This is a genomic window from Acidobacteriota bacterium (genome assembly GCA_018001935.1).
Lineage (GTDB): Bacteria > Acidobacteriota > JAAYUB01 > JAAYUB01 > JAAYUB01 > JAGNHB01.
This window is the reverse complement of the sequence record JAGNHB010000001.1, coordinates 190,780-211,793: the sequence shown is the minus strand read 5'-3', so window position 1 is coordinate 211,793 and position 21,014 is coordinate 190,780. Positions and strand designations below refer to the sequence as shown.

General features: G+C 65.3%; 18 protein-coding genes. 14 read left to right on the top strand and 4 right to left on the bottom strand.

Annotated elements, in window-relative coordinates:
• The first annotated feature begins 13 nt into the window (after positions 1-13).
• A complete protein-coding gene (locus KA419_00830) occupies positions 14-715 on the top strand; it encodes a hypothetical protein (protein ID MBP7864464.1) in 702 nt (233 codons plus the stop codon).
• A 132-nt stretch (positions 716-847) separates the two neighbouring features.
• On the top strand, positions 848-1,519 hold the full coding sequence (locus KA419_00825) for a hypothetical protein (GenBank protein ID MBP7864463.1): 672 nt from the start codon (positions 848-850) through the stop codon (positions 1,517-1,519).
• Positions 1,520-2,042: 523 nt separating this feature from the next.
• Here KA419_00825 and KA419_00820 read toward each other — a convergent pair.
• On the bottom strand, positions 2,043-2,450 hold the full coding sequence (locus KA419_00820) for a PaaI family thioesterase (GenBank protein ID MBP7864462.1): 408 nt from the start codon (positions 2,448-2,450) through the stop codon (positions 2,043-2,045).
• 151 nt (positions 2,451-2,601) lie between these two features.
• Here KA419_00820 and KA419_00815 point away from each other — a divergent pair, with 151 nt between their 5' ends.
• The 3 genes from KA419_00815 (at position 2,602) to KA419_00805 (ending at position 6,952) form a co-directional block, all read left to right on the top strand.
• Entirely contained in the window at positions 2,602-2,844 is a 243-nt protein-coding gene (locus tag KA419_00815) for a hypothetical protein (GenBank protein MBP7864461.1), read from the top strand.
• 134 nt (positions 2,845-2,978) lie between these two features.
• Entirely contained in the window at positions 2,979-3,545 is a 567-nt protein-coding gene (locus KA419_00810) for a hypothetical protein (protein MBP7864460.1), read from the top strand.
• The gene (locus KA419_00805) at positions 3,542-6,952 is read left to right on the top strand and encodes a pre-peptidase C-terminal domain-containing protein (GenBank protein MBP7864459.1); all 3,411 of its coding nucleotides are present in this window, start codon (positions 3,542-3,544) and stop codon (positions 6,950-6,952) included. The genes KA419_00810 and KA419_00805 overlap by 4 nt, the downstream gene beginning before the upstream one ends.
• A 156-nt stretch (positions 6,953-7,108) precedes the next feature.
• Here KA419_00805 and KA419_00800 read toward each other — a convergent pair whose 3' ends face one another.
• The 3 genes from KA419_00800 to KA419_00790 form a co-directional block, all read right to left on the bottom strand.
• Positions 7,109-7,354 carry a DUF1737 domain-containing protein gene (locus KA419_00800; GenBank protein MBP7864458.1) on the bottom strand — a complete coding sequence of 82 codons (246 nt, stop codon included), beginning with the start codon at positions 7,352-7,354 and terminating at the stop codon, positions 7,109-7,111.
• A gap of 161 nt (positions 7,355-7,515) precedes the next feature.
• Positions 7,516-9,090: a bifunctional phosphoribosylaminoimidazolecarboxamide formyltransferase/IMP cyclohydrolase gene (purH, locus tag KA419_00795; GenBank protein MBP7864457.1), complete on the bottom strand. Its 1,575-nt coding sequence runs from the start codon at positions 9,088-9,090 to the stop codon at positions 7,516-7,518.
• Positions 9,087-9,848 (bottom strand): hypothetical protein, encoded by a 762-nt coding sequence (locus tag KA419_00790; protein ID MBP7864456.1) that lies wholly within the window; start codon positions 9,846-9,848, stop codon positions 9,087-9,089. Before KA419_00790 ends, purH begins: the two co-directional genes overlap by 4 nt.
• A gap of 131 nt (positions 9,849-9,979) precedes the next feature.
• Between KA419_00790 and KA419_00785 the strand changes: the two genes are divergently transcribed.
• The 9 genes from KA419_00785 to KA419_00745 all read left to right on the top strand — a co-directional run bounded on the left by KA419_00785 (position 9,980) and on the right by KA419_00745 (position 20,471).
• Positions 9,980-11,908, top strand: coding sequence for a peptidylprolyl isomerase (locus KA419_00785; GenBank protein ID MBP7864455.1), 1,929 nt, complete (start codon positions 9,980-9,982; stop codon positions 11,906-11,908).
• A gap of 69 nt (positions 11,909-11,977) precedes the next feature.
• Complete coding sequence (locus KA419_00780) at positions 11,978-12,511, top strand: hypothetical protein (GenBank protein ID MBP7864454.1); 534 nt, start codon at positions 11,978-11,980, stop codon at positions 12,509-12,511.
• Positions 12,512-12,633: 122 nt separating this feature from the next.
• Positions 12,634-13,200, top strand: a complete 567-nt coding sequence (locus KA419_00775; protein MBP7864453.1) for a rubrerythrin family protein — start codon at positions 12,634-12,636, stop codon at positions 13,198-13,200.
• A 527-nt stretch (positions 13,201-13,727) separates the two neighbouring features.
• Positions 13,728-14,780, top strand: a complete 1,053-nt coding sequence (locus KA419_00770) for a VWA domain-containing protein (protein MBP7864452.1) — start codon at positions 13,728-13,730, stop codon at positions 14,778-14,780.
• 38 nt (positions 14,781-14,818) lie between these two features.
• The gene (locus tag KA419_00765; protein ID MBP7864451.1) at positions 14,819-15,535 is read left to right on the top strand and encodes a hypothetical protein; all 717 of its coding nucleotides are present in this window, start codon (positions 14,819-14,821) and stop codon (positions 15,533-15,535) included.
• A 145-nt stretch (positions 15,536-15,680) separates the two neighbouring features.
• Entirely contained in the window at positions 15,681-16,916 is a 1,236-nt protein-coding gene (locus KA419_00760; protein ID MBP7864450.1) for a pyridoxal phosphate-dependent aminotransferase, read from the top strand.
• 262 nt (positions 16,917-17,178) lie between these two features.
• Positions 17,179-18,963: an ABC transporter ATP-binding protein gene (locus KA419_00755; protein MBP7864449.1), complete on the top strand. Its 1,785-nt coding sequence runs from the start codon at positions 17,179-17,181 to the stop codon at positions 18,961-18,963.
• On the top strand, positions 18,960-19,556 hold the full coding sequence (locus KA419_00750; GenBank protein MBP7864448.1) for a pyridoxamine 5'-phosphate oxidase family protein: 597 nt from the start codon (positions 18,960-18,962) through the stop codon (positions 19,554-19,556). The genes KA419_00755 and KA419_00750 overlap by 4 nt, the downstream gene beginning before the upstream one ends.
• Before the next feature lie 675 nt (positions 19,557-20,231).
• On the top strand, positions 20,232-20,471 hold the full coding sequence (locus tag KA419_00745) for a nucleotidyltransferase domain-containing protein (GenBank protein ID MBP7864447.1): 240 nt from the start codon (positions 20,232-20,234) through the stop codon (positions 20,469-20,471).
• The last annotated feature ends 543 nt before the right edge of the window (positions 20,472-21,014 follow it).

The window sequence follows — 21,014 nt, the reverse complement described above, 5'->3', positions numbered from 1 at the left end:
CGAGGAGTTCCCCATGACCCGAACCGTGTTCAGCCTTCTCCTGGCGTCGGCCCTCACCCTGGCCGCCGTCTCAGCGACCCCCGCCCCGTCGCCGGCGCCGGGCCGCCCGCTCGTTTTCTTCGTCCAGAAGGACATCCGGCCCACCATCGACAACTTCGACTTCGAGGACGGTTTCACCTTCCTGATGAAAAGCCTGCCCGCGGACCGCCAGGTTGTTTTCGTGTCCCTCCTCAACAACATCTACACGGAGGAGTACTCGGGCGCCGCCTCCAGCCTCTCCTGGCCGCCCGGAGGGTTCTACTTCGAGGCCCCTTCCGCCGCCACCACGCCCTACATGAACATCTACCGCTACCTCCGGGACCACTCCATCCAGGACACCACCGTCTTCCTCGTCAGCAACGGTGTGTCCCAGGACCTGATCCAGTACGAGAGTTCCTACGCCAACGACCGGTATTCCTTCCTTCCCGACCGCTTCCCCACCGTCTCGATCCTGGTGGATTACTGCAAGACCTTCCGGGTGCGCATCGTCGGTTTCCTGGTCTGGAAATCCCTGAACATCCTCAACAAGGTGTCGGGCGACGAAAAAGACGATGACTCGGTCTTCAGGGATTCCCTCGTTTACGTCACGAAGGCGACCCGGGGTGAAATCTACTGGAATTTCTCGACCTTCAAGGGCGTCTTCAAGTCCGCGATGAAAAAGCACATGCGAAAATGAGAGGGAATCGCCCGCTCCGGGCCTTCCCGGGTTGAACTTTACCGACTCCGTCGCATCTAACAGACAGCTTCCCCCGCAACCGCGGAGGGGATGTTCCCTTGTTGCCAAACCACGCTATGGAGGAGATGGACCATGTACCGCAAGACCTTCACCCTGATCGCGTTGCTGACCGCCACCCTCGCCTTCTCCCTCGCGGCGGAACCCGCCGCCAAACCCATCATTTTCTTCGTTCAACAGGACATGCGCCCCGGAGTGGACGACTACGGTTTCGAAAACGGTTTCACCTGGCTGGTGAAAAATCTCCCGGCCGACCGTGACCTCGTCTTCGTCTCCTTCGTGAACACCGATTACAAGGAGGAGTACGCCGGGAAAGCGGGAAAACTGGACGGGGTCCCCGGCTCCTTCAAGTTCCGCGCGACGTCCACCGCCACGAACCCCTACAAGACCCTGGCGAAATATCTCAAAGACAAGGGGATCCGGGAAACCACCGTCTACGTGATCGGGGACGGCGTGTCCCAGGACCTCCTCCAGATGTCGGACACGGGGAGCCCCATGGACAATTTCGCCTTCGTCCCCGACCGATACCCTCCCCTCCCCCAGTTGGTGGATTACTGCAAGAAAAACGAGATCCGCCTGGTGGGGTTCTTCGTGCAGCGGAAACCCGTCGCCGTCCGGGCCCCGTCCTTCACCCTTTATCGTGACGCCTTCCTCTACATCATGGACAACACCAAAGGCGAAGGGTACTGGAACTTCACCTCCTTCGAGGGAATCTTCCAGGCCGCGATGAAGAAGTATTTCAAGTGAAGGGGTTTAGGCTGTAGGCTGTAGGCTGTAGGTCCGGAGAAATACCCATCGGGGTCGGAATCGGTATCGGTATCGGTATCGCAATCGGTATCGCAATCGGTATCGCCATCGCCATCGCCATCGGTACAGCCATCATCGCACCCTTCGGGCCAACCGTCCACGGCCATCATTCTGGACATCCCCGCAAAAAGCCCGGATTCTGATCTCACAGAGGCACAGAGGCACAGGGAAGAATCATAAGAATTGTTGATTCTATTAAATACGATTTGCATTTCTCCGTGCATCCGTGCCTCTGTGAGAGAAAAGGACTTTTTGCGGGGGCGTCAAACTTGACGACACCGCAAAAAGTACCATCACCCTCCGGGTGATGTCTCAAACAAAGGCTTTACATACACTTTTCCCTTCGTTTTCCGACGTTTTGCGAACGCATCAAGTATGGGGTTCGATCTCTCGAAAAATCGGTCTGGAGCAGGATTTTCGGCCAAGGCCGTCTTCCTTTGCGGGCGTTGCGCCTGGCGAGAGTTCACGTCTCCCCGCGGGCGACGACGAGCATCTTGGCGGTGGCCGTCGCGAAAACACGCCCCTCGGCGTCGGACACGCTCCCTTCCGTCAGGACCAGGCGCCGTCGCACCTCCAGGACCTTCCCGACGACCCGGCACGTCGCCCCCGTGGGGACCGGGGCGAGGTAGCGCACCGAGAGTTCCACGGTGGCGACGGGGTGACCCGCCGCCATGGCCGCCTTGGCCATGGCCTCGTCCAGGAGGGTGCAGACGATCCCCCCGTGCACCACTCCGGACCACCCCGCGTACCGGTCGGGCACGGCCAGTTCCGCCGACGCCTCCCCTGCCGCTTCCGTCCTGAATTCGAGCCGCATCCCCTCGGGGTTTTCGCTCCCGCACACAAAGCAGCGGCGATCATCCGTAGCCCGCATTTTCCTTCACTCCTTTCGTCCGTCCGACGGGTCCGGATTATCCACCATCCACCCTCCCGCGTCAAGGAAGTCGGATTTTAAGGGCCCAGCCCCTTGGCCCCACGGCGGTCATCCGGTACAATGGCCCTGCCAAGCGGGTTTGGGAGACGCCGTGAACCTGATCCTCGTTGCGTGGAACCTCGTTTTCCTGTTCTGGGCCGCCCTGGAAGCCTGGCGATTCGACCGCCTCCAGTACCGACGCCTCGGCCGGCGCATGTTCAGTTTCGCCCCGGAGAAATTCGCCCTGCCCGACGGCGAACGGTCCGCCCTTCGACGGTTCAAGCTCGCCCTGGTCATTGCTCTGCTGGGGACCGTGGTGGAGGTTGCCGTCTTCACTCTGGCGGAGATGCGGTGAGCCCCGGACTCCCCTTGCCGCCGCCCGTCGGGGCGGGCCTGTTCACAAGGGTGGAAATTCCGGGATCCCCATTGAACTCCCGGCAGGGTGTCCGCGTCTAAGCCCTTGAATGCTGTTGAATGAGGAGGCATTCCATGAAAGCTCGAACCCTGGTCATCCGCCCGATCCTGTTCCTGTCGATCCTGCTCCTCCCGGTCCCGTGGGCGGCGGCGCGGACCCGCCCCGTCACCCTGCCGGAAACGGCCGCCCTGGCCCGTGACGTCGCCGTCGTGACCTGCACCGGCCAATCGGTGAACCAGGCCCCCGGCAACGGCCAACTGGTCTTCACCACCTGGATGTTCCGAAAAGAGTCCGCCCTGAAGGACGGCGGGCTTCCCGAAACCTTCTCCCTGAAGGTGATCGGGGGGACCGTCGGGAAGCTCCGGGTCACCGTGCCGGACGCCCCCGTCTTTCTCAAGGGGAAGCACTACGTCGTCTTCCTGCGCCCCAAGGCGAGCGACCCGAAGGCGTTCCTGGTCTGTGGGGCCTCCCGGGGCGTCCTGGAGGCCCGGAAGACCGCTGCCGGCGCCTGGGAAGTGCAGCTCCCGGCCGGCAAGTCCCCCGCCGGCAAAGCCGCGGCTTCGGCGCCCGGGACGAAGGGCGCGTGGGTCCCCCTCTCCGATTTCACCTCGGCCCTCTCGGTCAAAGGAGGCCGGCCATGAAACTGCGAACTTCTCTCACCCTCTGCGCACTTCTCCTGTTCACCGTCAGCTGCCCGGCTTTCGTGCTCCAGACCAGCGTCTCCACCCTGGACGACCAGACCCGTTTCGTCCACTGGGGCGCCCTGCCCGTGGATTTCCTCGTGGACGGCGGGACCCTCCACGGGGGTGACGGCCTCCCGCTCGTCGTCGCTTCCGTCAACACGTGGGACGACGTCCCCGAGGCCCGGCAGCTCACCGGAAACCTCTACGTCTCCAGCGTGAACTTCACCCTCGACAACCTGGGGATCGACTACGGGGTCATCAACGACGGGGTGAACGAGATCGTGTTCGACGAAACCGGCCAGGTCCTGGACTACTTCGGCCTCGACCCCAACACCGTGGCCGGGGTGGGGATCGTCATCGAGAACACCGAAACCCAGCGGATCACCGACGCCATGCTGGTCATGAACGGGCTCTTCGGGTCGAGCGCCGCCCTGGACCTCCAGTCCACCCTCACCCACGAACTCGGCCACGTGTGGGGGCTGGGCCACACTTTCGTGGGCGCCGTGAACCTCGCCAACACCGCGCCGGGCGCCTTCGCCATCGACCCGTTCTACATTCCCACCATGTACCCCTGGGAGAACCCCGTGGACGACCGCTGGGGGCGCACCCTGGAATATGACGACATGTCCGCCGTGTCGTTGCTCTACCCCGAGACGATCTACAACCCGCCGTACCACATCCCCTGGGGCTCCGAGCTGGGGACCATCCGCGGGCGCATTTTCTACAACGGGCAGATCCCCCTGACCGCCGTCCACGTCAGGGTGGTGAAGAAGAGCGACATCGACCTCCAGGTGGCCTGCCTCTCGGGCTTCCGGGCCGACGGCTCCGGCGAGTTCGAGATCTCGGGCCTCCCGCCGGGCGAGTACCACCTGGTGGTGGAGGCCATCGACGGGCGCGACGGCATCTGGGCCCCCGTCATCGAGGACGACGGGATCGGCGCCTGCTGCATCTGGGGGTTCACCGAGACGACCCTTCTCAACGCCGCCTGGGTCAACATCGCCCAGACGGTCAACCTGCCGCGTTTCGACATCAACCAGCTCCCGCTGGGGGACAACGACACCGTCGAGTTCGGGTTCCCCGACGGCTTCAACTTCACCTTCGCCGGCCGGACCTGCCGGCGCGTCTTCCTGTGCTCGAACGGGTACGTCACCCTCAACCGCTTCGAGGACCCCGACCCGGCCTACACCCTCGCGGGAGCCGACATCCACGACTTCCTCTCCCGCCCCATGCCCAAGATCGCCCCCTTGAAATGCGACCTCAACCCTCAGGGAAACACCCATTTCCTGGTGGATGCCAAGGTGTCTGCCGGCCAGGTCACCTTCTCCTGGCACAACGTGCCGGTCGTCGGGCAGGGCACCATCCCCGTGACCGCCGACCTGGTCCTGCACGGCAACGGCGACTTCCGGTTCACCTACGGCGAGACCGGGGCCGTCACGGCCCTGGTGGGCTACACGGGCGGGGTGTATGACACGGGCGGCCTGGAGACCTCGTTCCCGCTCCACGCCTACGCCAACGGGACGCTGCCCTCCTCCACCCCCGTGGCCCTGTTCGAGATCCTCAACCCCTCCCCGCTCCGGAACAAGTACCTTCACTTCCCGAAGCCCGCGACCTCCCCCATCCCCGTCCGGAACCGGCTGCTCTTCCCCTGGCTCTCCATCAACGCGGACTACGGCATGGGCATCGCCGTCGTCAGCAACTCCAATTACTACTCGTGGCTTCGGATCACGGCCTTCGACATCGACGGCATCCCCCTCCCCGCCGGCACGGGAGCGTCCAACCCGGCGGTGGTGGACCTGGCGCCCTACCAGCAGTACACGGCCCAGGTGGACCAGCTGTTCAAGTTCCCCGGCGGCGCCGCCGACGGGTGGATCCTCGTGGAAACCGACAACCCCGACCCGTACGGGGTCCAGGGCTTCTTCCTCTCCGAGAGCTTCTACAACAACGTCATGGACTGCCTGGACGGCGCCGGGGCCCTCTCCGACACCGCCACCACCCTGTACTTCCCCCGCTTCACGGCGGAGAGCGACGAGTACACGGACGTCACCATCGTGAACCCCAACGCCTTCGCCAACGAGGTTGATCTCTACGTTTACTACGCCGACGGGAGCGAGACCCACCTGGAAGACACGATCCCGCCCAACGGCGCCGCCATCTTCCGGCCCGCCGGCGCGGGGTCCGCCTACCTCATGGCCCGGACCCAGCTTCCCGCGGCCGGTTTCACCGTGAACTTCAACTCCGCCGGCTCCCTGGCGGGCCAGCCGTCCATTTTCCCCTGGGAAGCCCGCAACCTGACGGTGAGCCCCCACTTCGTCCACCTGAACGGGTTTTTCAACTCGCGGCTGGACCTGGTCAACCCCAACGACCAGACCGCCAACCTCACCGTGACCCTCTACAACGCCAACGGGGCCCCGGTCGGACAGCCCAGGAGCTACGCCATCCCCGGCTGGTACAACCGGGTGGTGGACCTCACCCCCGCCGAGTTCGGATTCCCCTCCGCCGGCGTCACCGACGGGTGGGTCCGGGTCAGCAGCGACCGGCCCCTCATCGGCGCCACCACCTTCGGGGACCCGGGTTACCACCTCCTCCAGACCACCCTGCCCCTCCAGTGGCACCCGCTCTACTACAACCTGATGTCCCACGTGGCCCAGGGCATGGCCGGCGGGATCGGTTACGTGACCGGCCTGGCCGTCCTCAGCCTCGAGACCGCCAACGCCGTCCGACTCGACGTCTGGGACCCCAACGGCAACCGCACGGACGACCAGACGGTGACGGAGGGCGCCGGGCAGAGGCGCCTGGGCCTGCTCAACGAGTGGATCACGGACGGGCCGTGGCCCCAGATCGGCGGTTATCTCACCGTCGAGAGCGGCAAGGGCGGATACGCTTACGAGATCTTCAGCACCACCGACTCCCGTTTCTTCTCGGCGGTGCCCGCCCAGCGCTACCTGCCCATCCAGGACGAGACCGACGACGCCAACAACGGCTACCGCGAGACCCCGAACGTTCTTTCCCTGTTCCCCGTCGAGGTCCGCGGCTTCGTCGGCCCCGGGGACTCGGGGTGGTTCTACTTCGACATCGGGGGCGGCTACACCGACACGGTGGAGGACCTCTACCGCTTCCAGGTGCCCCGCACAGGGCGCTACCTCCTCAGCCTCTACCCGGACAGCCGCTACTGCGACATGGACCTCTACCTCTTCGACACGGGCTGGAACGTGGTGGGGTCGGCCCTCAACGGGGTCCCGGGGCCGGAGTACATCGAGGTCGAACTCAACGCCGGGACCTACACCATCGGCGTCAGCCTTCTCGACATCGGCTGGTTCCGGAGCAACGGCTACTGGCTCCTGGTGGAGCCCGACGCCATCAACTGAAGTACGCGCCTCCTGCCGGGAGGCGCTGCACCAAAGAGAAGGGGGGGCGCCATTCGGAGCCCCCTTCTTTATTTACCACCGCCCAGGGGAGCGTTAACTTCTCATGGAAGATCGACAGCCCGCGCCTGGCGGGTCGGGGTGACGGGCTCGCCCCGCTCAGCGCGCCTGGCCTTTCCGGGCCTGCTTCTCCTGGTCCTTCCGGGCCTTTTTCAGGGCATCCAGGTACGGCGCGTAGACCATGGCCTGGAAATACATGTAACAGTATGGGCGTTCCGGCGGCCCCTGGAAAAAGACGGTGTGAACACCGCCCTGGGGAACGTACCCGGCCCGGATCGCATTCTCCGCCTGCGCCTCGAAATCCGACTGCTCGGATGACTGGATGACGATGTAGGATCTCGACATGTTTGGTACCTCCGTTTCCGGTATTGAATTTATATTGCCCCGAAGTCAATTGCCCTCGCCTGAAGGCGAGGGTAATTGACTTAATAGAATCCACAATCCTTCTGATTCTTCTCCGTGCCTCCGTGAGATCACAATCCGGGCTATTGCGGGGTCATCAAGGTTCAATGCCGGAAATGCCGCATGCCGGTGAACACCATGGCGATCCCGCGTTCGTCGGCCGCGGCGATGACCTCCTCGTCGCGGATGGACCCGCCGGTCTGGATGACGGCGACGACGCCGGCGTCGGCGGCGATGTCCACGGTGTCGCGGAAGGGGATGAACGCGTCGGACGCCATGACGGCGCCGGCGAGGGGCTCCCGCGACTTGCTCACCGACAGCCGGGCCGAGTCCACCCGGCTCATCTGGCCGGCCCCGACCCCGAGAAGCCGACCGTCCCGCGCCGTGACCACCGCGTTGGACCGGACGTGCTTGGCGCAGGTCCAGGCGAAGCGCAGGTCGTCCAGCAACTCGGGCGGAACGGTCTTGCGGGTGACGGTCCGGAGGTCCTCCGGTGCGGGCACAACCACGTCCTCCTCCTGGACCAGGGCCCCGAAGGCGAGGGTCCGCACCCGCAGCCCGGCCGGCCGCGGGGACCCGGCGTCGGCGCAGAGAAGCACCCGGAGGTTCTTCCGCCGGCACAGGATCTCCCGGGCCCCGTCGGTGAAGGCGGGGGCCGCCGCCACCTCCACGAAGATCCGGGCGATCTCGGCGGCGCAGGCCTCGTCCACGGGCCGGTTGAACGCGACGATGGAACCGAAGGCGGAATCCGGGTCCGTCCGGAGCGCCCGCAGGAAGGCGTCGCCGGGGTCCCGGCCCAGGGCGGCCCCGCAGGGGTTCCCGTGCTTGACCACGGTGCAGGCGCACCCCGTGAAATCCCCCACCAGCCCGACGGCCGCGTCCAGGTCCAGCAGGTTGTTGTAGGAGAGTTCCTTGCCGTGGAGCTGCTCGGGAAGGGACCAGCGGTGCCAGGCCTCCAGTTCGTCCACGTAGAGGGCCCCGCGCTGGTGAGGGTTCTCCCCGTACCGGAGGTCCTGGTACTTCTGGAGCACCAGGTGGAGGCAGTCGGGCAGGCCCTCCTCCGCGGCCCGGGCGGCGACCTTCTCGTCGCAGCAGTCCAGGCGCGCGTAGTATTCCACGATGTGGGCGTCGTACGCCGAGGTGTGGGCGAAGGCTTTCCGCGCCAGCTCCAGGCGGGTCTGCAGGGTCGTCCCCCCGCCGGTCTCGATCTCGGCCAGCACCCGGGGGTAGTCCGCGGGATCCACCACCACGGTCACGTGGCGGAAGTTCTTGGCGGAGGCCCGCAGGAGGCAGGGCCCCCCGATGTCCACCTGCTCGATGACCGCTTCGACCCCGGCGCCCTCCTCCACGGTCTCCCGGAAGGGGTAGAGGTTGACCGCCACCAGGTCGATGGGGGCGATCCCCATCCGGTCGAGGAGCCACAGGTCCTCGGGGCGGTCCCGCCGCGCCAGGATCCCGCCGTGGATGTTCGGGTGAAGGGTTTTCACCCGGCCGTCCAGGATTTCAGGGAAGCCCGTCAGCTCGGACACCTCGCGGACGGGGACGTCGGCCCGCCGGATCTCCGCGGCCGTACCCCCCGTCGAGACCAGGTCGACCCCCAGGGCGTGAAGCCCGCGGGCCAGGTCGGGGAGCCCGCGCTTGTCCGACAGGCTGATCAGGGCAGTGCGTATCCGGTTCATTCCAGGTCCTCCTCCTCGGTCTTCCCGGTCGCCGGCGCTGGCGGCGGGGTGTAGTAGGGGGTGTTGGTCATGTCGCCCCCGGACTTCCACCAGCAGTACAGCCACAGGTTCGCCACGTCGGTGATGGTGTGGCTGTAGTGAAGGGCGGAGATCCCGAATGCCGGCGACAGGTCGTCGAACGTGGAGGAGTCCCCGCCCTCCCGGTAGATCCCGGCCACCATGCGGGCGTATTTTTCGCACCGTGCGCGGGTTTCCTCCAGGTAGGCCCCGACGTCCCCGTCGACGAAGAGAAGGGGGGAGTGGTCGTAGAACACCGCCACGTACTTGTGGAGGCAGCTGTTCCGGTACCGGGCGAAATCGGCGAACCACCCGGCCTCGAGGCCCTCCCCGAAACGGCTCACGTCGGCGAACCGGGCGGTCAGGCCGGCGATCCGGCCGAAGCGCTTCGCCAGGTCGTCCATGGAAGGCTTCTCGGCGGTGAGGGTCCGGAGCGCGGCCTCGACCTCCGCGGCCAGGGCGCCCCCAACCGCCTCGGGGCCGGGGTCCGGCACGCTTCGGTAACTGTCCAGGATGGCGGCCTGCTGCAGGGTCATCACGGCCCGCAGGGACGCGGGGAGCAGCTTCAGCGGCTTGAGCACGAACTCCTGGGGGTAGCGGGGCCCGGGGCCCGGGGCGGTCGGGGCCGTGGCGAACAGCTCCGGAAGGAGTGCGGCAAGGAGCACCGCAAAGGTGAGGGAACGTAACAGGACACGGGGCATGAAATCCTCCTGGCCCCCGGGGGGCGTCGACATTGCCCCACATTTTAGCAAAAACCGGTTCCAAATCGACACGAGCTTTGCTATAATGCCCGACTTTTGTAAGACCTTTTCCCACGTCGTATGGAGGACGAATGCTTAACTTCATCAGGAAAAAACGAGACAAGTTCAAGTGGGTGCTCTGGATCGTCATCGCCGGCCTCGCCGTCAGCATGCTGATCTTCTTCGTTCCCTCCCCCTCCGGGGCGGGCGAGGGCGAAGAACTCCGGTACCTCGTCAAGATCGGCAGCAAGGAAGTCACCCTGGACGAGTACCGTGTGGCCGTCAACATCCGGATGATCGAGCAGCCGAACCTGCAGAAGATGCCCAACATCCGCCGGAACAAGATGTTCATCAACGACATGCTTCGGCGCATCATCCTCGAGCAGGTCGAGCAGGACGAGGCCGCCCGCCTGGGCCTGTCGGTCACCGACGACGAGATCCGGACCTTCATCGGGAAGCGCTTCTCCGACGACAAGGGCCAGTTCAACTTCGACAACTACCAGAAGACCCTCAACAACTACGGGATCGTGCCGGAGCAGTTCGAGGACCACGTGCGGCGCCTCCTCGTCTCGACCAAGTACCGGGACTTCGTGAGCGCGCCAGCCGCGGTCTCCGACGAGGAGGTCCGCGAGGAGTTCGTCAACGAGAACGACAAGGCCAAGATCCGCTACGTGATGTTCCGGAACACGGACTACTACAAGCAGGCGGTGGTTACCGACGACCAGGTCCGGAAGTACTACGAGGCCAACAAGGACAAGTACAAGATCGGCGAGACCCGCACGGTCCAGTACCTGTTCTTCGACGCCATCAAGGCCGCCGCCCCTCTTCAGATGGCCATCACGGACAAGGAGGTCTCGGATCGGGTGAAGGCCAACCGCGACAAGTACGCGCCCCGCGTTCACGCCGCCCACATCCTGATCAAGATCGACGACAAGGCCTCCGACGCCGACAAGGAAGCCGCCCGGAAGAAGGCCGACGAGGTCCTGGCCAAGGCCAAGGCGCCCGGGGCCGACTTCGCCGCCCTGGCCATGGAGCACTCCCAGGACGAGGGTTCGGGCAAGATGGGGGGCGACCTCAACTACTTCACCCGCGAGACCATGGTGAAGGAGTTCTCCGACGCGGCCTTCGCCCTCAAGAACGGGGAGATTTCCGGCCTGGTGAAGACCAACTTCGGCTGGCACATCATCAAGATGCTCGAGTCGGACGACAGCAAGTACTACAACATCCAGGCCCGCCAGGACATCGCCCGGGAGAAGGCCTTCGAGCAACTCCACAAGCCGGCCCTTCGGGCCATGGAGAAGATCCGCGGCGGGGCGGCCATGGAGGCTGTGGCCAAGGAGTTCGGCGCCGAGGTGCGGACGTCCAAGCCCTTCAACAAGGAGCACATGGACTACACTCTCGGGAACCCCGAGGGTTTCCTGGAGGAGATGTTCAAGTTGAAGGTGAACGAACTGGGGACCCTGGCCCGCGCGCACAACGGCTACCTCGTGGCCCGGCTGACCAGCATCATCCCCGAGCACATCATGCCGATGGACATGGTGAAGAACACCATCACCGAGGCGGTCCGCGACGAGGAGAGCCACAAGCTGGCCGCCGCCGCCGTCCGGCAGTTCCTCGCCGACGTCAAGGCCGCCGGCAACGACTTCGAGAAGGTGGCCGGCGACCGCAAGCTGACGGTGACCACCACCGAACTGTTCAGCCGCTCGGGGCAGATCGACCGCGAACTGGCCGAGTGCAAGGAACTCAAGGTCGAGGCCTTCCGCCTCAAGCCCGGGGACTTCGGCGGCCCGGTCAAGTACCAGTACCGCGAGATCGGCTACCAGGTGCTCGAGCGGGTCCAGCCCGACATGACGAAGCTGCCCGCGGAGAAGGAGAGCCTCCGCACCCGGCTCCTCTACGGCAAGAAGCTCGAGATCTACAGCGCCATCATGCAGAACATCTACAAGGAGTACAAGAAGGACGGCCGGATCAAGATCAACGAGAAGCTCGTGGAGATGATGAGCGGCGAGCAGCAGGAATAACACCCTCCCCCCGGGGCCGGGCCCGCGGCCCGGCCCGCCGGGGGGAGCGCGGTCACCGGAGGCAGGGACATGGAAGGCGCGATTTTCAGCGGCGAAAAGCCCTCGAGCGGCAGCCGGGGGAAACGAATGATCCCCATCGTGGCCGTCGCCGTTCTCATCCTGTGCGTCGTGATCGCCCTGCTGATCCTGTGGCCGAAGATCGCGCCGGGGGAGTCCCCCGCCGCCTTCAGGCAGGGGTACACCGAGTACGCCGGCGTCATCCGGAAGGGAAACCCCGACTACGACATCTACCTCAAGCACCTCTTTATCCTCAGCGCCCAGGGCATGGTGTCGGAGAACCTGCTGGGGCAGAAAGTGGCCCTGGTCTCCGGACGGCTCAGGAACCAGGGGGCCCAGACCCTGGACGTCGTGGAGATCGAGATCACCCTCACCGACTTGGACGGCAAACCGATTCGCCGGTTCCTCCGGACCCCGGTGAAACCGGAACGCCCGGTCCTGCCCTCGGAGGTTCGCAACTTTTCCGTGACCCTCTCGCCTTACCCTCCCGAGTGGACTCGGGCCGTGGTGCAGACGGAGATTCACGGGTTCCGGTACAAGCATTGAGGGGAAGAATTCAGGGGGCAGGAGACAGGCGAAGTGAGAAAACGCCATTCTGACTCTTGTCTCCTGTCTCCTGTATCCTTTCCCCTGACCTTTCTTTATCCCCCCACCTACAGGAGGTATCCATGGACCTTAAAGGCAGCCGTACCGAAGTCAACCTGATGAAGGCGTTCGCCGGGGAGTCCCAGGCGCGCAACCGTTACAACTTCTTCGCCGACAAGGCCAAGAAGGAAGGCTACGAGCGCATCGCCGCCATCTTCGAACTCACGGCCGAGCAGGAGCGCGTCCACGCCAAGAAGTTCTTCTCTTTCCTCACCGGCGGCATGGCGGAGATCACCGCGGCTTTCCCCGCCGGCGTCGTGGGCTCGACCCTGGAGAACCTCGAGGCCGCCGCCGCGGGCGAGCACGAGGAGCACACGGCCCTCTACCCCGAGTTCGCCGACGTGGCCCGGGAGGAAGGCTTCGCCAACGTCGCCAAGGCCTTCGACGCCATCCGGGTCGCCGAGAAATTCCACGAGAAGCGCTACCGCGCCCTGGCCGACGACCTGCGGCAGGGGAAGATCTTCCGGAAGGACGAACCCTCGGCCTGGTACTGCCGGAAGTGCGGATACATCCACGAAGGGCCGGAGGCCCCCGATTTCTGCCCGGCCTGCAATCACCCCAAGGCCTATTTCGAGCTTGCGGAGTTCTAACCCGAAACCGTGACGAACCGAGCCCCGGATCCCGATCGACCCGCCAATCGGGGACGCCTGCCTGGCCCGCCTGACCCGCGGGCCTTTTCTTCCCCGGGGTGCAACGGTTCGCGGCCGTGGACCCGACCGGGAACCCGCCACTGCGGCCGCGGATCTCCCGACGCCGGTGCACAGGGATTCCCTCCCCCGTGAACCCCTGCGGGCACACCGACGTCCATACAGAATAGCTGGGGCGGATTTACAACCGTGCCTCCGTCCCATTCGCAAGAGGGGGAGCGCGTATCCACCGGCTCGCGGAACCGGGCGGAACGGGAAGGTCGGTCATTTTGTGCCGGGCGTCGCCCGCCACGGCTGTGCAGGCCCGCAAGAAAGCGGCCGGCATGAACGGATTGATGCTGGCAAATCTCCCCGTTTCCGAATATCATGGGTTTCTTCGATCCGGAACCGGGCGGACCGGGGGACATCCGGATACGGCAGCACGGGCGGCCCGGCCACCGTGCATCCCACCCCGTCAGGACGAGGCTGCGATGCAACATCTTCGAACCCCCGGGCTCACCGGCAGAACGGCACGGCGAAAGCCGCCCCGGATCCGGTTCGCCGCCGTTGCGCTTTTCGCCGCGATGGTCATGGCCTTTGGCTTGGCCGGCCCCCCCCCGAAGAAGGGTAAAGACGACGCCCCCCCCGTCAAGTCGTCTTCGGCCGTGACCACCCGCTCCGTCCTGGTCTCCTTCGACGTCAACGTCACCGACCGGAAGGGCGGCCTGGTCACGGGGCTGAAAAAGGAGCACTTCAAGCTGACGGAGAACGGGGCCGAGCAGGATCTGTCGGTCTTCGAACCCAACGACGCCCCCGTGTCGGTGGTGCTGCTGGTGGAGTATAGCCGCTCCACCTACTCCATCCTCGAGGACGTCCGCGCCATGGCGTCCTTCCTCGTGCAGAGCCTGCGCCCCGACGACCACGTGGCGCTCGTCACCTTCGGCAGCTTCCCCCAGATCGAGCAGGACTTCACCCTGGATCACAACCTGGCCGAGTACAAGGTCGCCCGACTCCAGTTCACCACCTTCCCCGGCGTCGACCTCTTCCGGGGGCTCGACTTCGTGCTGGACCGCATGGCGGAAGTGGAGGGGAAACGGGCCATCGTCCTGCTCGCCACGGGGCTCACGTCCTCCCCGGCCGGGCTCGACCGCTTCACCAAGCGGGCCCAACTGGCCGGGACCCCCATCTTCGCCGTGTCCATGGGGCGCCACGAGTGGAATGCCCGGGACCCGAACCTCAGCGAGAGCGCCCACGCCATGATTTTCCAGGCCGACTACCGCCTCCGCCGGATCGCCGAGGTGACCAACGGCTCGGTGTACTACCCGCCCACCATCACGGCGTTCCCGGGGGCCGTCAAGGACATCCTGCTGCGGCTCCGCCACCGTTACCTCGTGGCGTACGCCCCCCCGGACCCCGAGGACGTGAAGCGCAAACGCAAGGTGACCCTGGAAGCCTTTTTCGACATCGACCGGGACGGCGAGCCCGACAAGCTGAAAGTCGCGGTGCCCCGCGAGTACACCCTCGAGAGCGCCCGACAGGACTGACGCGCTCGACGCCCGAACCCTGATTTGTGGAGGAACATATGAAACGGCCCAAAACGATCCTCATCCTCGGCCTGGTTCTGGCTTTCGGAACGGCCGCCCTCGCCGCGGAAGCCTGGCAGACCAAGCCCTACACCGAGTGGAGCGTCAAGGACGCCACCCGGCTCCTGGACAAGTCCCCCTGGGTCTCCGTCTTCTCGTGGGGAGACACCACCGCCATGCGGAACATCGCCAACGAGGCCGATGACGCGACCATGGGCTCGGAGCGGGAGTGGGTCATCCTGATCACCTCCCGCCTCTTCACGGCGCGGCCGGTGCGGCAGGCCTACGTGGCCCTCCGCGCCAAGGGCGACAAGGCGGCCCTGGAAAAATACAAGGATTTCGCCACCAGCGACATCAACGAGGAGATCATCGTCTCCTGGACCTACGACTCGAAGCCGAAGGGCGTCAGCGCCCTCCGGGACCTGGACGCCCTGGTCCGGTCCGTCTCCGTGGCCGAGCTCAAGCCCTCGACCTTCATCGTCACGGACGCGGGGAAACGGGTCTACATCCAGGACTACCGCCCCCCCACCAAGGACGGCACCGGCGCCAAGTTCTCCTTCCCGCGGACCCTGGAGGACGGCACCCCCCTGATCGACGAGAACACCAAGACCCTTCGCTTCCAGACCGGCTATTTCCGGATCAAGGACCAGGTGATTTCCGTGGACGCCACGTTCAAGATCAAGGACATGGTCTTCGACGGGAAGACGGAGTACTGAGGTCCCGGGGCCGGGGTGGGCTTGCCCGGGTCGAAGCCGGGCAACCCCGGCCTTGACTCGCCTCCGCGTCGGAGGTAACATCCTTCTCTGCATGTTCCCGGCCACGGCACGGTCCGTGGCCGAATTCTTCGCGAGGAGCAACTCGATGAGCATCAGTCGCATGGCCTCCGCCCTGGCGGAATCCCCCACCCTCAAGCTGAACGCCAGGGCGAAGCAACTCAAGGACAAAGGGGAACCGATCATCCACCTCGGCGCGGGGGAACCCAAGAGCAAGGTCCCTCCCGACGCCGTCCGGGCCGCCACCGAGCACCTGGCCACCGGCGAGGTCCGGTACACCGCCTCCGGCGGCACGCCCGAGCTCAAGCGGGCCGTCGTGGGCTACACCGAACGGTGGTACGGGCGGAAGGTGGAGCCCGCCAACGTCCTGATCTCCGGCGGCGCCAAGCAGGCGCTCTCCAACGCGCTGACCACGCTGGTCAACCCCGGCGACGAGGTGATCATCCTCGCCCCTTACTGGGTGAGCTACCCCGAGATGGTCCGCATGGTCTACGCCAACCCCGTCATCGTCCCGCCGACGGAGGGCCGGTTCTACCCCGACGCCGCTGACGTGGAGAACGCCGTGACGGGCGCCACCAAGGCCATCCTCCTCAACAGCCCCAACAACCCGTCCGGGGCCGTCCACCCGCCGGAATTCATCGAGGCGCTGGTGGACCTGTGCGAACGCAAGGGCGTCTACCTGATCATGGACGACATCTACCACCAGCTCATCTTCGACGGGGCCGCCTTCGTCCCGGCGTGGCGTTACGCCCGGCAGGGGGTCGAGGACGGGCGCATCATCGTCGTCAACGGCGTCTCCAAGCTCTACGCCATGACGGGTTTCCGGATCGGCTGGACCGTGGCGCCGAAGGCCCTCGTCAAGATCATGGACAACGTCCAGTCCCAGACCACCTCCTGCCCGTCGGCGCTCTCGCAGACCGCCGCCCTCGGCGCCCTCACCGGTTCCCAGGACTGCGTGACGGCATTGCGCACCGACCTCGAGGCCAACCGGGACATCATCGTCCGTGAACTGCGCAAGATCCCCGGCATCAACGTCACCCCGCCGGGGGGGACCTTCTACTGTTTCCCCGATTTCCGGGCCGTTTGTCCCGACTCCATGAAGCTGGGCGAGTTCCTCCTGGACAAGGTCAAGGTCGTCACCGTCCCCGGGAAGGAGTTCGGGCTGGAGGGGTTCATCCGCCTGAGCTACTGCGGTTCCGCCCGCGACGTGGTGGAGGGCGTGGCCCGGATCCGGTGGGCCGTCGACCCCGACGCCCCCCCGGAGACCGAGATCGGCGGGCACCGCTTCGTCCGGGACTGGGACCCGGCCGGCCTGCGCGGGTAATCGGTGTTTTTCACCCATTCGACAGGGGCATCACCCTTCGGGGCCGTGCCCCGCTTCCTGCGTCGGTTTTCCATGGGCGCGGCGCGCATGGCGACTCACCGTTGATCCCTGCGGGATCGACGATTGAGGGGAAGTCGACGCGTACCTTGTGAGCTGATCCGTTGTCTTCCTGGATGAGATTTGGCTCTCGCGTCCGAAACCTTTTCGTGTGGTTCGTGTGGTTCGTGGTTCATATCGCTTATTTCCGGATCAGGAGCCTTAGATGAAACCCCTCCGACGCATGTTCCCCTACATGCGCCCCTACGTCCACCGGGTGGTCGTCTCCATGGTCCTCCTGGCCATCGTCGGGGCGGTGGAGGGGGTCATCATGCTCCTTCTCAAGCCCATCTTCGACGACGTGCTGGGGACCTCCCTCGTCCCCGCCGAGGTGGCGAAGAAGTACGCCTTCCTGTACAACTTCTTCGGCCTCAGCGGGCCCGACATCTTCCTCAAGATCGCCGCGGCCCTCCTGGCACTCACCCTCATCAAGTGCGTCTGCATCTACTTCGCCAACTACTTCACCGTCTACACCGGGCAGCGCATTGTCCAGGCCGTGCGCAACGACCTTTTCGGACACATCATGTCCCAGTCGGCGGCCTTCTTCGGCAAACGGGAGACCGGCATGCTCATCAGCCGGGTCGTCAACGACGTGGACCGGGTCCAGGACGTCATGTCCCGGACCCTGGCGGACTTCGTCCGGCAGATGCTCACCCTCGTCGCCTTCATGTTCCTGATCTTCTACATCGACCCCCTCCTCTCCACCCTCTCCCTGATCATCATCCCGGTCCTCTCCCTGCTCATCAACCGGATCGGGAAGCGCATGAAGAAGCTGAGCTGGCACTCCCAGGAACTGCTGGGGCGCATGAGTTCCATCATGCAGGAGGACTACTCCGGGTACCGGGTGGTGCAGGCCTTCGGGATGGAGAATTACGAGGTCAACCGCTTCCGGAAGGCCACCCTCGAGCTGCTCCGGTTCAACCTCCGGGTGGGGCGGATCATCTCGGCGAACCCCGCCATCATGGAGATGATCGGCGGGCTCATCTTCATCCCCTTCCTGGTCTACGCCTACTTCAACATCCGCTCCGGGGCCATGACCACGGGTCTCTTCGCCGTGTTCCTCACCTCCCTGATCCGGATGTACGACCCCATCCGCCGCCTCTCCCGCATGCACCTGGAGTTCCAGCAGACCGCCGCCTCCGTGGACCGGATCCTCGAGGTCATGGACACGCGGGAGGAGATCGTCTCCGCCCCCGGCGCGCCCGACCTGCCGCCGGTCCGCGAGGGGGTGGAGTTCCGCGGCGTCTCCTTCCGCTACGGCGACGGCGACCGGGTCCTGCGGGAGATCGACCTGAAGGTGAAACGGGGCGAGGTGGTGGCGCTGGTGGGCAGTTCCGGCGCCGGCAAGAGCACGCTGGTGAACCTGATCCCGCGCTTTTACGACGTGACGGAAGGGGCGATCCTCGTCGACGGTCACGACATCCGGGAGGTGAACCTCGCCTCCCTCCGCTCGCGGATCGCCGTGGTGACCCAGGAGACCTTCCTCTTCAACGACACGGTCCGCAACAACATCCGCTACGGCGCCGGGGAGTGCTCCGAGGGGCAGGTCGTCGCGGCGGCTGAAGCGGCACTGGCCCATGAGTTCATCCTGCGCCTGCCGGACGGCTACGACACCGTCATCGGCGAACGGGGCGCCCGGCTCTCCGGCGGCGAGCGCCAGCGGCTGGCCATCGCCCGGGCCATCCTCCGGGACGCCCCCCTCCTCATCCTGGACGAGGCCACCTCCTCCCTGGACAGCGAGTCCGAGGCCCTGGTGCAGCGGGCCCTGTCCAACCTCATCCGCAACCGGACCACCTTCGTCATCGCCCACCGGCTCTCCACCGTCCGCAACGCCGACCGCATCCTGGTGCTGGACGGCGGCCGGATCGTGGAGTCGGGGACCCACGACGAGCTGCTGGCTTACGGCGAGGTTTACCGTAAGCTCCACCAGATCCAGTTCGCCGGGCAATGAACGCCCCCTGCCCCGCCGAGACCCTCGACCGCTTCCTGGCTTCCCGGGAGGTCCTCACCCTCGCCACGGCCTCGGAACGCGGGCCCTGGTGCGCCGCGGTCTACTACGTCCACCGGCGAAACCGCTTCTATTTTTTCTCCGGCGAAGCCTCCCGGCACGTCACGGAGGCCCTGCCGGGCGGGGCCCGGTGCGCCGCGTCCGTCTCGGCCGGCGGCGGGGCCGACTGGCGGGAGATCCGCGGGGCCCAGATGGAAGGCGCCGTGACCCGGGTCGGCCCCGGGCGGGAGTGGTTCGGGGCGGTGGCGCGCTTTCTCCTGAAGTTCCCCTTCGCGAAAGCCTTCCTCAAGGACCCCGACATCCGCGCCTTCCGGCGACGGGCCGGGCGGGACGTCCACCTCTACCGCTTCGAGGCCGGCCGCGTGGTCTTCACCGACAACCGGGAAGGCTTCGGGAGCGCCGCCCGCCGCGAGTTCCGCCCCGCCCCCGACGGCACCCTGTCGGAGTGCGGCAGCGAGACCTCGAGCGGCCGGTTTAAACGGAAAGAAATCGAAGTGAAGGGTCTCTCGCAAAGACGCCAAGACGCCAAGAAATAACCGTAAAACCGTTTTGACGTGCTTCCGTGTGTGGGGAAATCCGCGTCGGGACGACGCGTACGAACACGCGGCGGGGGAAAACCGTGTCGCGGGCAGCGATCCCGGCCGGCGGCGCGGCAACCCGGTGAAGGCGTGCTTTCGTGCCCCTTGGCCGCTCCTCCGGCGATTAGTTTTTCTTTGCGAGCTTCGCGCCTTTGCGAGATCCAGATCCGGATCGATTCCCACCAGGACGCCAAGCTCGCAAAGGGTCACGACAGCGGTGACGCGGTGTCCAGTGACAAGCGTCAGGCTTTTGGGGCGAGGGGCCCCGTGATCCACCGGCCGTGACGGCCCCAAACCGATGGGTGCAGAAGGGAGGGCTTTCAGCTGGAAGGAGTCTCTGTCCCGGAAGGCAACTCTTTCCCGGATGTAATCTCTATCCCATAGGGATAAAAGATGTTAGACGGCGGGTGTTCCCCCGGCATTTGTGCAGATAAATCTCCGAAACGGTCTCGTCCAGCCTGCGTTAACGGTCTCGCCCAGCCCGCGTAGCGGGTGGTTCGGAAAAAGCCTGGGCCGGCAGGCCCAGGAGGGGGCGATAGGTGAAATTGCAGGAAGCCGCGTAGCAGCGGTGCAAAAACGAACTACTGCTTTCACGGGATTGACCGGACCGTTCCCGAGGTTTACAATAGCTTCATGGACTTGCAGCAGATCGGCGCCCAACTCCGTCCCGTCTTCGAGTCCGGCAAGGCCCGGGAGGCCATCGTGTTCGGTTCCCTCGCCCGGGGAACGGCTGACCGCCGCTCCGACCTCGACCTCCTCGTGGTGGACGACGAGCCCCTCCCGTATCTCCGTCGGCTGGACAAGTACTACGATGCCATCGTCACCCTCCTGCACGTCCCGTTGGACTCTCGTGGGAAGCTGTGGACTCCTTGAACCAGCATGGGCCGTTCACCTATATCACCTGTCTGACCTTGGACACGGCCGCACCGAACCGGATATTCGCGGGAGTGGAGGACAGCGACGGCCTGGGCTTGTTCCGGTCCCTGGACGGCGGCCAGAGCTGGAACCGGATCGGAGAGGATCTGTTGACGACCCAACCCGGATAATCCGGAAGAGAACCACGGATGAACACGGATAAGCGGAAGAATGAACCACGAAAGGCACGGAAGGCAAGAAAGGGATTCCGGGACGCAGGCATGGTGTTCCCGACGGCCCTTATTCCGGCCTAAACCCCTTCAGTCTAAACCGCTAACAGCCTTTTAAAACCACGAAATCCGCGAACAAGGACCGTTCCAGGCAGGGAAATCCGGATCAGGGTGACGACGGGTAGACTTATGAGCGACTGAAAGTCCGAAACCTATCGTCGAGTGAACCCTGACGGTTTGTGCAATCGTTCATCCTGGCGGGCCATGTTGTCGTGATCACTGACGGCGTCTTCGGGCGCCGCTTTTCGTCTCGGGACGGACCCGCCTTCCC

Bases quoted from the DNA above. Each gene is read 5' to 3' on its own strand.
- KA419_00745 (MBP7864447.1), top strand. From the start codon at position 20,232: ATGGACTTGCAGCAGATCGGCGCCCAACTCCGTCCCGTCTTCGAGTCC.
- KA419_00830 (MBP7864464.1), top strand. From the start codon at position 14: ATGACCCGAACCGTGTTCAGCCTTCTCCTGGCGTCGGCCCTCACCCTG.
- KA419_00760 (MBP7864450.1), top strand. From the start codon at position 15,681: ATGAGCATCAGTCGCATGGCCTCCGCCCTGGCGGAATCCCCCACCCTC.
- KA419_00780 (MBP7864454.1), top strand. From the start codon at position 11,978: ATGGAAGGCGCGATTTTCAGCGGCGAAAAGCCCTCGAGCGGCAGCCGG.
- KA419_00765 (MBP7864451.1), top strand. From the start codon at position 14,819: ATGAAACGGCCCAAAACGATCCTCATCCTCGGCCTGGTTCTGGCTTTC.
- KA419_00790 (MBP7864456.1), bottom strand. From the start codon at position 9,848: ATGCCCCGTGTCCTGTTACGTTCCCTCACCTTTGCGGTGCTCCTTGCC.
- KA419_00750 (MBP7864448.1), top strand. From the start codon at position 18,960: ATGAACGCCCCCTGCCCCGCCGAGACCCTCGACCGCTTCCTGGCTTCC.
- KA419_00775 (MBP7864453.1), top strand. From the start codon at position 12,634: ATGGACCTTAAAGGCAGCCGTACCGAAGTCAACCTGATGAAGGCGTTC.
- KA419_00770 (MBP7864452.1), top strand. From the start codon at position 13,728: ATGCAACATCTTCGAACCCCCGGGCTCACCGGCAGAACGGCACGGCGA.
- KA419_00810 (MBP7864460.1), top strand. From the start codon at position 2,979: ATGAAAGCTCGAACCCTGGTCATCCGCCCGATCCTGTTCCTGTCGATC.
- KA419_00800 (MBP7864458.1), bottom strand. From the start codon at position 7,354: ATGTCGAGATCCTACATCGTCATCCAGTCATCCGAGCAGTCGGATTTC.
- KA419_00825 (MBP7864463.1), top strand. From the start codon at position 848: ATGTACCGCAAGACCTTCACCCTGATCGCGTTGCTGACCGCCACCCTC.
- KA419_00755 (MBP7864449.1), top strand. From the start codon at position 17,179: ATGAAACCCCTCCGACGCATGTTCCCCTACATGCGCCCCTACGTCCAC.
- KA419_00820 (MBP7864462.1), bottom strand. From the start codon at position 2,450: ATGCGGGCTACGGATGATCGCCGCTGCTTTGTGTGCGGGAGCGAAAAC.
- KA419_00805 (MBP7864459.1), top strand. From the start codon at position 3,542: ATGAAACTGCGAACTTCTCTCACCCTCTGCGCACTTCTCCTGTTCACC.
- KA419_00785 (MBP7864455.1), top strand. From the start codon at position 9,980: ATGCTTAACTTCATCAGGAAAAAACGAGACAAGTTCAAGTGGGTGCTC.
- purH (MBP7864457.1), bottom strand. From the start codon at position 9,090: ATGAACCGGATACGCACTGCCCTGATCAGCCTGTCGGACAAGCGCGGG.